The organism is Bacillus sp. NPDC057893, from assembly GCF_042796455.1.
Taxonomy (GTDB): domain Bacteria; phylum Bacillota; class Bacilli; order Bacillales; family Bacillaceae_G; genus Bacillus_A.
Genome location: NZ_JBHVNG010000004.1, coordinates 484,645 through 496,508, shown reverse-complemented (window position 1 = coordinate 496,508; position 11,864 = coordinate 484,645). Strand labels below are relative to the sequence as shown.

The window sequence follows — 11,864 nt, the reverse complement described above, 5'->3', positions numbered from 1 at the left end:
AAAAGTTTAAAGGGATGAATTAGGGATTATTTATATAATACGAGAAAGGCTGTGAAGTTATTTGAGGGGTTATAAAGCGATGTTATTTGATCTAGATGATACGTTACTTGATAGGGATAAGGCAGTAGATAAATTGTTTTTCATTATTTTAGAGAAGTTTTATGGGGATGTTAAACAACATGCAGTAAAAAACGAAATGTTACAGAAATTCAAGGAATATGATAAAAAAAGCTATGGTCACAGTGATAAAGTAATGGTTTTGGAATCATTTTTTAATGAATTCCCATCGAAATATAGATTACCACGCAATAGCATTCAAGATTTTTGGAATAATAATTTTCCTAAATGTTTTTCTATAAACCAAAGTACTATTAATATTATAAATACTATAAAGTTGCATGTTAAAGTTGGAATTATAACAAATGGATCAACTCAGAGACAAAAAGCTAAAATAATTAACACGAATTTGAATCGTCATTTTGATACAATCATTATTTCTGAAGAAACGGGATTTAGTAAACCTGACAAACGCATATTTGAATTAGCATTAAAGAAGCTAAATGTGCAACCAGAAGATGTACTATTTGTTGGAGATGACTTAGAAAAGGATATTGCTGGTTGTCAAAATGTAAAAATAAAGGGTATATGGTTCAATCCTAATATGATTAAGAATAACACCGACACAAAACCGTATGCTGAGATTACTTCTTTTGATAGTTTACTAAGTTTTTGTGGAGAAGTACATTTTCAACAATAGTGATAGATCACCCTTAATTTCATTGACCGTATAATAAGAGTAAAAATAATATTCATTTACAACAGCATAAGAGAAATATTGAGTCCCATTTATGTGTGTTAATCTAGCGCTACAAAGCATGTTTAATATATGCCTTATACATTATAGAGGAGTGAGACTATGGAATTAGAGAAAATAGTAACCGGCGGAATAAATATTGCTGTCGTAAGAAACGATACGTTAGTAATATCTGATATTCAATCTGCATTAGATCTTTTGGCAACAGTTCAATATGAAGTAGATTCAAAGCGTATTATTATCCATAAATCATTAATAAGTGAAAGTTTCTTTGACTTAAAAACACGTCTTGCGGGTGATATTCTTCAAAAGTTTATTAATTACAGCGTGAAAATTGCTATCGTCGGAGATTTTTCTATGTACGCTAGTAAAAGCTTAAAAGATTTCATTTATGAATGTAATAAAGGTAAGGATATTTTTTTCTTAGCAACTGAGCAACAGGCAATTGAAAAGTTAAGCTCATTGAAATAAAGATATAAAAATACAAATATGTTTTTCAAATTTAAATTTTGTACCGGTACAGTAACTGCAAATGTACATTGTTACAATATCCCTTCAAATTTACAATCAGCATATATTATTTTAACTTATAACTTATTAAGGGGTGCTGAATATGACAAAGTTACAAAATCAACTCTTTACAAGATTAAACCTTGAAAAACGTACTGAAATAAAATTTGAAGAATTAAGTACAATACTCTTTGCATTTGCCCACACAATCCCGTTTGAGAATTTAAATGTAATAGCAAGTAATACGAATACAATTTCTATGAAAAACTTACAAGAGAAAATTTTAACTAGTTCCCGCGGTGGGCTTTGTTATGAATTAAATACTCTTTTTTACTATTTTTTAAAAGATAGTGGTTATGATGTACAACTCGCATTAGGTACCGTATATAAAAATGATATAAACGCTTGGGCACTTGAAGATGGGCATATAACAATTATATTAAATTATGATAGCGTACTGTACTTAATTGATGTAGGTATTGCTTCATTAGTACCTCTCGTTCCTGTACCTTTTACTGGTGAATCTGTTTCTTCTAAAAATGGTTCGTATCGAGTGAGACGAAAAGATACGAGTAAAGGAAATTATGTTCTAGAAAGAATAGATGCTAACGGAGAGTGGAAAGTTTGTCATGCTTTTTATAATCGTATGATTGATGAGGCAGTAGTAAATGATGTTCAAAAAAGAGTAATAGAAGATGAGAAATCTATTTTCAATAAAGGACCCATTGCAGTAAAGTTGACGAACTCTGGTCATGTCTCTTTAACGGATACTAGTTTAACTGAAATTATTTATGGAGAAAAAACGAAGCGTGAAATTACAGAAGATCAATATAGAGAATTATTATATATTTTATTTGCTATTGAGTTGTGAATATAAAAATAGCCGGTTCTTATTCAGAATCGGCTATTTTTATTATTTTTGGTTTAAATGGTTTTCGTCTAATATGTTTCGGAAACTGCGGTATAGTTAATGTTTTTAACGTTTCCTTAGCTTCTTCATATGTATGAAAAACTGGCTCTTTTCCATTATCTCCTTGCAAAACTAGCCCTTCATCTCGGATTACATACGGCATAAAACCGCTCCTTATAGTAAAAAATTATGGTCTATTGAAACAGAATGATACGATTTCAAGTTTAATTTTCTTAATAGATATAATACACTAGAACAGTATAAAAAATATATAAAATGAATATTGAATGTAAAGGAAGATTATCATGTCAGTTATCGATAAATTAAAACTTAATAAGTATACGAATATGGTGGTTATTAACGAACCAAACGATTATGAAGTATTTGGAGATAAACCAACTACATTTTCTAAAGAGCATGATGCTGTTTTTATTTTTGTAGAAACGCTTGATGAGATGGTAGAGCATACAAATTTCATTATTAAAAATGAAGATTTGTTACTTGAAAAAGGTTATGTGTTTTTTGCATATCCGAAAAAAGGTAATGCTCGTTACAGTACTTTTATTCATCGTGATGAAATGTTTCCAGCGTTAAATGTTGGAGAAGATGGATATGTAGGAAATAGTGATATTAAATTTGCGCGAATGGTAAGTATGGATGATGTCTTTACAGTTGTAGGTTTAAAACGTGAAAAGAAAAAAGCGGAGAAAACACCTGCAGCGAGTCAATGTGTTGCTGATTATGCAGATCGTATTCAAGATGTTGAAGCATTATTGGCTAATCATCCAGCTGAACTTAAGTTTTATCAAAGTTTAACTCCTGGTTATCAAAAAGATTGGGCACGTAATTTATTTTCTGTGAAACAAGAAAAAACACGCGATAAACGTCTTGAGAAAATGATTGAAATCTTTTCACAAGGCTATAAAACAATTGAATTATTCCGTAAGAAGAAAAAATAATGATTAGGAACGTCACAATGATGCAACAATTAATTGCAAAGAGTACATTGAAAAGAGGATTCCTTTCAGTATACTAAAGTATGTTCTTATATTTAAATAATTAGCAAAAGAGAAAAGGTGTTTGAAATGAAATCGTATATTGTAGTTGGATCTGGAATTTTAGGGGCATCTACTGCCTATCATCTTGCTAAGGCTGGTGCGAAGGTTACTATTGTAGATCGTCAAGAGTTAGGTCAAGCAACTGACGCAGCAGCAGGTATTGTCTGTCCGTGGCTGTCGCAACGTCGTAATAAAGCATGGTATAAAATCGTTAAAGGCGGTGCACGTTACTATTCTTCGTTAATTCAGCAATTAGAAGAAGACGGTGAAACGGATACAGGTTACAACCGTGTAGGTGCAATTAGTTTACATACTGACGAAAAAAAGTTAGATCAAATGGAAGAGCGAGCTTATAAACGACGTGAAGATGCACCAGAGATTGGTGAAATTACGCGCTTATCAGCTGAAGAAACGAAAAAATTATTCCCGGCATTATCGGAAGAATATAGTTCTGTTCATATTAGTGGCGCTGCACGAGTAAATGGAAGATTATTACGCAACGCATTAATAAGCGCTGCGAAAAAACATGGTGCAACTTTCATAAAAGGTGATGCAGTATTAGTCCGTGAAGGGAATCATATTACGGGAGTTAAAGTAAATGACGAAACAATTTTAGCGGAAAAGGTAATGGTAACTGCAGGCGCATGGGCGAACGAAATCTTGAACCCATTAGGAATTAATTTCTTAGTTACGTTCCAAAAAGGACAAATTGTTCATTTACAAATGGAAAATACAGCAACAGAAAATATGCCAGTTGTTATGCCGCCGAACGATCAATATATTTTGACATTTGACAATGGCCATGTCGTAATTGGTGCAACACATGAAAACGATACTGGATTTGACCACCGTGTAACTGCAGGTGGTTTACATGAAGTATTCCATAAAGCATTAACAGTTGCGCCTGGCTTGGAAGATGGCACAATGATTGAAACAAGAGTTGGCTTTAGACCGTTTACACCAGGGTTCTTACCTGTTATTGGCCCACTCCCTAATTTTGAAGGCATACTCATTGCAAACGGATTAGGTGCTTCAGGATTAACAGCAGGTCCATACTTAGGATCAGAACTTGCGAAACTTGCGTTAGGGCAACCGATTGAATTAGATTTAAATGATTATGATGTTGCTGGGGCAATGGAATAGTAATAAACAAAAAAGATTAGGAGTGATTTCCTAATCTTTTTTGTTATGTTATTTGGGCGTAACTAAGTATTTTGGGAGGTAGGAGTTCTTTTAAACAAGGGGTACCACCACATCGTTATCAAGCTAAGAAAATAGATAACCCACAAAACGAAAAATTTTTGCCTTTTATAGCAACGAAGTGCATTTTTATCGTTTGAGGTATTAGAGAAGAAAGGTTGATTCGTTCAATATAGAGGCGAATATCTTTTCTTTTTATGCATATCAGAAATATAAACAATAGCCTCAAAAATTGGAGGCTATTCAATTTCACAATCTATTATGAGTAATTAAAATGGGTTAGCTCTTTAAAGTCTGTCCCATCGCTGTATTCGTAAAATGATGAATAACATCAAAACCCTCAACTTGATGGATATTAGCGAACCGTTTCACAAATGAAATTAAAGCGATAGGCGGGATCCCAATTAAAGTTTTTTAAACCTAATTGGACTTACCATTAAGAGAGCGAGGATTAATGTAATCCATACATTGCTATATGAAAACAATCCCATACCAGCCAATGGTAATCCAGCAGCTGGAATAGGTAATCCCTTAAAATATCCAATGGTTGGTTTTACACTAAATTTAGCTAATCTTAAAGCACCCATCGTTGGGAAAAGGATAAATGCCAAAGAAGTTAAAATAGATGGTGTTGCTATCGAATGAAATAGAAGTGCAGGAGCAACTCCGAAACTAACAATATCAGCTAAGGAATCCAATTGTACACCAAACTCACTGTTCACTTTTAATTTTCTCGCAATTCTTCCATCAAGGAGATCTAAAACAGCTGAAAAGAAAATAAAAATGGAGGCTACTTCCAAGTAGTCACTCATATTCATGGTAATTGAAAAAACACCGCACAATAAATTTCCAATCGTAAATAAATTGGGTACAGCTTTTACTATCTGATTGAACAAGGTTGTCCCCCCTAAGTTGATCAAACTTCACATTTATGTAGCATTTTCTATATATTCTTCCGTTATTCTTGAAAATATATGACCATTGTATGCTAAGTAAATTTCGACAAGAGAAAAGCCGATTTCCTGTACGTTATGTTGGTTTATAAACATGTTTGATCAAAGTTAAGTCTATTCTCTCTAAAAGTTGCATCATATCTTCATATAGTCATAAAATTAATCTGTGGCCAAAAATACGTAAAGAGCTGCTAGAATGAATTACTGAGAATACGAAGAATAAAGGAGAGAAACGGAGTAAAAACTAAAAAAATTAGATAAGGAAAATGGAGAGATGAATTAAATGTTAAAGATCATTAAACATTTAAAACCATTTGTTGCTTCCATCATTGCAGTTGTATGTCTTTTAACTGTGCAGGCAGTATGTGATCTATCACTGCCAGACTACATGTCTAACATTGTCAATGTAGGGATTCAACAAAAAGGTGTAGAAAATGCAGTACCTGAGGTTATTCGTAAAAGTGAACTGGATAAACTTACGCTCTTTATGAATGAAAATGAGAAGAAAAAAGTAGCTGACAACTATGTGCTTTTAGATAAGAACAACCTCTCTCAAAGTGAATTGAAAAATGACTTAAAAGATTATCCGCAGCTTGATAAAGAGCCACTTTATAAGCTACATACAGAAGATAAAAAAATAATTAACGAACTTAACGATATCTTTGGGAAACCAATGTTAATTACACAAGGAATTGAAAAAGGTGGCTCATCTGCTTTCTCTCCTGCTGCGACAGGTGACAACAACACACCAGCGAAGCTGCCGCCAAATACAGATCCTTTTGCAATCATTGCGAAACTTCCTCAAGATCAAATCAATGCAATGAAAGAAAAGGCAGATGAAAAGTTTAAGAATATGCCAGGTAGCATGGTAACACAATCAGCTGTTTCATACATTGAGAATGAGTATAAAAAGATCGGTATCAATACTGATAAGCTTCAATCTAATTTTATTCTTACTTCCGGCGGGAAAATGCTACTTTTATCCTTAGTAAGTATGGCAGCTACCGTTATCGTGAGTTTACTTGCTGCAAAAGTAGCTGCAGGACTCGGCAGAGACCTTAGAAAGAAAGTATTCCGGAAAGTTACAAACTTCTCGAATGCAGAGTTTGATAAGTTTTCCACTGCATCTCTAATCACAAGAAGTACAAATGATATCCAGCAAGTTCAAACACTTATGGTTATGATGCTTCGCATTGTATTCTATGCACCAATTTTAGGTATCGGCGGCATTATTAAAGTACTTACTACAGACCTTTCAATGGGATGGATTATCGCAGTTGCGGTAATTGCGATTTTAAGCCTAGTTATTGGTTTATTTAGCATCGCGATTCCTAAGTTTAAGCGTATCCAAAAGTTAGTAGATAAAATTAACTTAATCACTCGTGAATCTTTAACCGGTATGCTCGTTATTCGTGCTTTTAATACTCAAAAACATGAAGAAAAGAAATTTGAAAAAGGAAATCAAGATTTAACAAAAACAAATTTATTTGTAAGCCGTTTAATGTCATTTATGATGCCAATGATGATGTTTATCATGAATGCCGTTACTGTACTTATTATTTGGGTTGGATCACACCAAGTGGATATGGGACATATGCAAGTTGGTGATTTGATGGCATTTATGCAATATACAATGCAAATTATCATGGCCTTCTTAATGATTTCAATGGTATCTATTATGGTTCCACGTGCTTCAGTTTCCGCACAACGTATCGCAGAAGTTTTAGATACTGACATTACCATTAGTGATGTAAAAGAGCCGAAAACATTTGCTTCCGACAAGAAAGGTTACGTTGAATTTAAAAATGTTGGTTTTAGATACCCAGGTGCAGAAGAAGATGTGCTTTCTAATATCACCTTTACTGCAAAACCTGGTGAAACGACAGCTTTCATCGGAAGTACAGGTAGTGGTAAATCAACATTAATCAACTTAATTCCACGCTTTTACGATGTCACAAGCGGCCAAATATTAATAGATGGCACGGATATTAGAGAAGTATCTCAGAAGGAATTAAGAGAGAAAATTGGTTATGTACCGCAAAAAGGAGTTCTCTTCTCAGGTACAATCGAGAGTAATTTGAAATATGGTAAAAAAGAAGCAACTGAAGAAGAACTCGAAAAAGCGGCGGAAATCGCGCAAGCTATGGAGTTTATTAACGCGAAACCTGAAAGCTTCCGCACAGAAATATCACAAGGTGGTACGAACGTTTCCGGTGGTCAAAAACAAAGACTTTCTATTGCGCGTGCTCTTACGAAAAAATCAGAAATCTTCATATTCGATGATAGTTTCTCAGCTCTTGACTTTAAGACAGACGCAGCATTGCGCAGAGCTTTAAACAATGAGATTACAGGAAGTACTATTTTACTTATTGCCCAAAGAATCAGTACAATCATGAATGCCGATAAGATTATTGTACTTGACGAAGGAAAAATAATTGGAACTGGTACTCATGAAGAGCTTATGGAAAACTGTGAAGTTTATAAGCAAATTGCTTTATCACAACTTTCAAGAGAGGAGTTGTCATCATGAGTGATAGAAAAATAGAAAATAGAAAACAAAGCGGCCCTGGTCCTGGCGGTCCTATGGGCGGCGGCATGAGAAAGATTGAGAAAGCAAAAAACTTCAAAGGAACGATGAATAAACTCCTTCAATACTTGAAGCCCTATAAATTATCAATCTTAGTCGTTATCCTTTTCGCAATCGGTAGTGCAGCCTTTACAATCGTTGGCCCAAAAATTTTAGGAAACGCGACAACAAAACTTTTCGAAGGACTCGTAAGCAAAGTATCAGGAGCACCCGGTGCGGCCATTGACTTTACCTATATCGGAAACATTGTCATTTTACTCCTTGGATTATATATACTGAGCACTGTGTTTGGTATTATCCAGGGGTACATTATTTCTGGAGTAGCTCAAAAAGTATCTTATAACTTCAGAAAAGAAATCGATGAAAAAATTAACCGTATGCCGCTGAAATACTTTGATAAAACAACGCACGGCGAAGTATTATCGAGAATTACAAATGACGTAGATACGGTGAGCCAAACGTTAAACCAAAGTATGTCGCAAATCATCACATCCGTTATTACAATCATCGGTGTACTTATCATGATGTTATCAATCAGCTGGCAAATGACATTAGTGGCGCTTTTAATATTGCCAGTATCGATGATTCTCATCATGGCAGTCGTAAAACGATCACAAAAATACTTCAAATCCCAGCAAGAATATTTAGGACACGTAAACGGTCAGGTCGAAGAAATTTATAGTGGTCACAATATCGTAAAAGCCTTTAACAAAGAAGAAGAAGAAGTAAAAAAATTCGAAAAGGTAAATGATACCCTTTACCACTCCGCATGGAAATCTCAATTTTTATCTGGAATGATGATGCCGATTATGACATTTATCGGTAATATCGGTTACGTCGCTGTATCTATTTTAGGCGGATGGCTTGCGGTCAAGAGAACCATCGCAGTTGGAGACATTTTAGCCTTTGTGCAATATGTTAGAAGCTTTACGCAACCAATCGCTCAAGTAGCGCAAATCGCGAACGTACTTCAATCCACTGCAGCTGCTGCAGAAAGAGTCTTCGAATTTTTAGAAGAAGAAGAGGAAGTGCCAGAAGCAGAAAATCCAGTGAAGCTGCAAAAAGTTCAAGGAGAAGTTACCTTCCAAGATGTTCAATTTGGATACAATCCAGATAAAATCATCATCAATAATTTCTCATCTAACATTAAACCTGGACAAAAAGTAGCAATCGTCGGACCAACCGGAGCTGGTAAAACAACGATTGTAAAACTGTTAATGCGTTTCTATGACATAAACAGCGGTGCAATATGTATCGACGGTCACGATATAAAAGACTTCACGCGAGAAGACTTGCGCAACATGTTTGGTATGGTACTTCAAGACACTTGGCTATTTAACGGCTCCATCATGGAAAATATACGTTACGGTAGACTCGATGCTACAGACGAAGAAGTAATTGAAGCAGCGAAAGCAGCTCACGTTCACAACTTCGTAAAAACATTACCAAATAAATATCAAATGGAACTAAACGAAGAAGCAAGCAACGTATCCCAAGGACAAAAGCAACTACTAACAATTGCCCGCGCCCTTATTGCAGATCCGAAAATATTAATACTCGATGAAGCAACAAGCTCCATTGACACTCGTACAGAAGTACTGATTCAAAAAGCGATGGAAAACCTTATGGAAGGTAGAACAAGCTTCATTATCGCTCATAGATTATCAACAATACGTGATGCAGATTTAATCCTTGTCATGAAAGATGGGGATATTGTAGAACAAGGTAATCATGAAGAGTTATTGAAAGCTGATGGTTTCTATGCTTCGCTTTATAATAGTCAATTTGAAGGTGCGGATGCTTCTTGAGTTAGGTGTCCCGAAAGTCCATTTAAATAACTAAAACCCACGGTGAAAATTCATTTTCTTCGTGGGTTTTTATCATTTTTAGGGTTCTGTTACAAAGTTTTTAAAAGTAAGCTAGACTTTTCGCCGATATAAGGAGCATTTCTTCCCCATTAATTGTTGCACAACGGATAACTGGTTTAATTAAAGGGAATTATCAAAAAGGGTACTATAAAACAGAACAAGCCAAAGAAATGGATAAGGAGTGAGCAAGCGATGGACAACATGATTAATACGGGTAACTTTGGTTTACAAAGGGGACCTGCTCAAAAAACGGTTGGCCAGTATTTGTTCGATTGCCTGAAACTCGAGGGCATTACCGAAATTTTTGGTGTCGCAGGGGACTATAATTTTACACTTCTTGATACTTTGGAGTGTTATAACGGCATCAGCTTTATAGAAGGACGAAACGAACTAAACTCAGGTTATGCTGCAGATGGCTATGCAAGAATCAAAGGAATATCGGCTCTTATTACGACCTTCGGGGTCGGGGAGCTCAGCGCCTGCAATGCGATAGCGGGAGCCAACAGCGAGCATGTACCAATTATACACATTGTGGGTGCGCCTCCTGAGAAGGATCAAAAAGAGCATAAGCTTATGCATCACACCTTAATGGATGGAAATTTTGACGTTTTTCGCAAGGTGTATGAGCAGATTACGGCATATACCGCAGTGCTTACGCCGGAAAATGCCAAGATTGAAATTCAGACTGCGATTCGCATTGCTAAGGAAAAGAAAAGGCCGGTATACCTGGTTGTGGCTAATGATTTAGTGACCAAGCCGATTAAAGTCTGGGCAGAACCGGTAACACCACGTCCAACATCCAACCAGAATACCCTTCAGGCTGCAGTGAATCATGTCCGTCCGCTTTTGGAGCGTGCCCACCGACCAGTTATCTTGGTGGATGTGAAAACTATGCGCTTCGGCCTTCAGACAGCAACTCGGCAACTGGCCGATGCAATGAATGTGCCTGTTGTAACGATGATGTACGGGAAGGGAGGATTCGATGAGACCCATCCAAATTATATCGGAATGTATCTAGGCTCTTTCGGGAGGACTGAAGTCCAAAGTACGGTGGAGAATGCAGATTGTATCATTGCGATTGGCATGGTATGGGCGGACACAAACACCGCAAGTTTTACCGCAAAGCTGAACCCGCTGATAACTGTCAATATTCAACCAGATATAGTTAAAATCGCTGAGGCGGAATATCCGAATATTCTTGCAGCCGACATGCTACTTGCCGTTCAGAAGGTGGGTTATACGGGCAAAGGTTTGACAAAAAAATTGTCATTCCCTTATGAGCAATTCACAACTATTGCCGACGGACCTCTAATGGCGGACGGGTATTATCCGCGTTTTCAGCGCATGCTGAAAGATGGGGATATTGTAATCGCCGAGACCGGAACGTTTTATTATGGAATGGGAGAGGTCAGACTGCCGGGCAATGTAACATATATTGGACAAGGTGGATGGCAGTCCATCGGTTACGCAATCCCTTCGGCGTTTGGTGCTATTATGGCCGCGCCGGAACGCCGAGTATTGGTGTTTACAGGTGACGGTGCCCTGCAGCTAACGGCACAGGAAATCAGTTCTATGCTCTATTACGGCTGCAAGCCCATAATCTTTGTTTTGAACAACGATGGTTATACAATCGAGAGATATTTAAATGTCAAAACAGAGGATCAAAAGTACAACCAAATCCCTCGATGGTCTTACACCAAGCTGGCCGAAGCTTTTGGAGGTAACGCGTTTACCGTTACGGTCCGGACCTATGGAGAGCTTGATCAGGCTATAATCCATGCTGAAAAGGAAAGCACCAAAAGACTCTGTATAATTGAAATGATCGCAGGGAATCCAATGGACGCACCTGAATATATGCGACGGATGCGTAGTTATATGGAGAAGCAGCGCAGTCAGAAATAGTATCCAATTCCCTAGTCCCTAATTGAATACTAATCGAACAGTTTTAATCATACTCTTTTAAT

Annotated in this window: 10 protein-coding genes; 8 read left to right on the top strand and 2 right to left on the bottom strand. The window is 36.4% G+C overall.

The window, feature by feature from the left end; translation table 11 throughout:
- Positions 1–79 precede the first annotated feature (79 nt).
- The 3 genes from ACFVQC_RS21115 (at position 80) to ACFVQC_RS21105 (ending at position 2,195) form a co-directional block, all read left to right on the top strand.
- Positions 80–757: an HAD family hydrolase gene (locus ACFVQC_RS21115; protein WP_377899155.1), complete on the top strand. Its 678-nt coding sequence runs from the start codon at positions 80–82 to the stop codon at positions 755–757.
- A gap of 159 nt (positions 758–916) precedes the next feature.
- Positions 917–1,285: a DUF4180 domain-containing protein gene (locus ACFVQC_RS21110; RefSeq protein ID WP_377899154.1), complete on the top strand. Its 369-nt coding sequence runs from the start codon at positions 917–919 to the stop codon at positions 1,283–1,285.
- Between the two features lie 142 nt (positions 1,286–1,427).
- Positions 1,428–2,195, top strand: a complete 768-nt coding sequence (locus ACFVQC_RS21105) for an arylamine N-acetyltransferase family protein (RefSeq protein WP_377899153.1) — start codon at positions 1,428–1,430, stop codon at positions 2,193–2,195.
- Between the two features lie 19 nt (positions 2,196–2,214).
- Here ACFVQC_RS21105 and ACFVQC_RS21100 read toward each other — a convergent pair whose 3' ends face one another.
- Positions 2,215–2,397: a hypothetical protein gene (locus tag ACFVQC_RS21100; protein WP_113734987.1), complete on the bottom strand. Its 183-nt coding sequence runs from the start codon at positions 2,395–2,397 to the stop codon at positions 2,215–2,217.
- Between the two features lie 142 nt (positions 2,398–2,539).
- Here ACFVQC_RS21100 and ACFVQC_RS21095 point away from each other — a divergent pair, with 142 nt between their 5' ends.
- Positions 2,540–3,193, top strand: coding sequence for a YdeI/OmpD-associated family protein (locus ACFVQC_RS21095; protein WP_377899152.1), 654 nt, complete (start codon positions 2,540–2,542; stop codon positions 3,191–3,193).
- A gap of 126 nt (positions 3,194–3,319) precedes the next feature.
- Positions 3,320–4,435, top strand: coding sequence for an NAD(P)/FAD-dependent oxidoreductase (locus ACFVQC_RS21090; RefSeq protein ID WP_033707629.1), 1,116 nt, complete (start codon positions 3,320–3,322; stop codon positions 4,433–4,435).
- A gap of 461 nt (positions 4,436–4,896) precedes the next feature.
- Here the strand turns inward: ACFVQC_RS21090 and pssA are convergent, their stop codons facing one another.
- Complete coding sequence (pssA, locus tag ACFVQC_RS21085) at positions 4,897–5,388, bottom strand: CDP-diacylglycerol--serine O-phosphatidyltransferase (protein ID WP_377899151.1); 492 nt, start codon at positions 5,386–5,388, stop codon at positions 4,897–4,899.
- Between the two features lie 340 nt (positions 5,389–5,728).
- On the opposite strand from pssA, the gene ACFVQC_RS21080 reads away from it, so the two are divergent.
- The 3 genes from ACFVQC_RS21080 to ACFVQC_RS21070 all read left to right on the top strand — a co-directional run bounded on the left by ACFVQC_RS21080 (position 5,729) and on the right by ACFVQC_RS21070 (position 11,802).
- The gene (locus ACFVQC_RS21080; protein WP_377894640.1) at positions 5,729–7,975 is read left to right on the top strand and encodes an ABC transporter ATP-binding protein; all 2,247 of its coding nucleotides are present in this window, start codon (positions 5,729–5,731) and stop codon (positions 7,973–7,975) included.
- On the top strand, positions 7,972–9,840 hold the full coding sequence (locus ACFVQC_RS21075; RefSeq protein ID WP_377894641.1) for an ABC transporter ATP-binding protein: 1,869 nt from the start codon (positions 7,972–7,974) through the stop codon (positions 9,838–9,840). The genes ACFVQC_RS21080 and ACFVQC_RS21075 overlap by 4 nt, the downstream gene beginning before the upstream one ends.
- Positions 9,841–10,092: 252 nt before the next feature.
- Positions 10,093–11,802, top strand: coding sequence for an alpha-keto acid decarboxylase family protein (locus ACFVQC_RS21070; protein WP_377894642.1), 1,710 nt, complete (start codon positions 10,093–10,095; stop codon positions 11,800–11,802).
- Positions 11,803–11,864 lie beyond the last annotated feature (62 nt).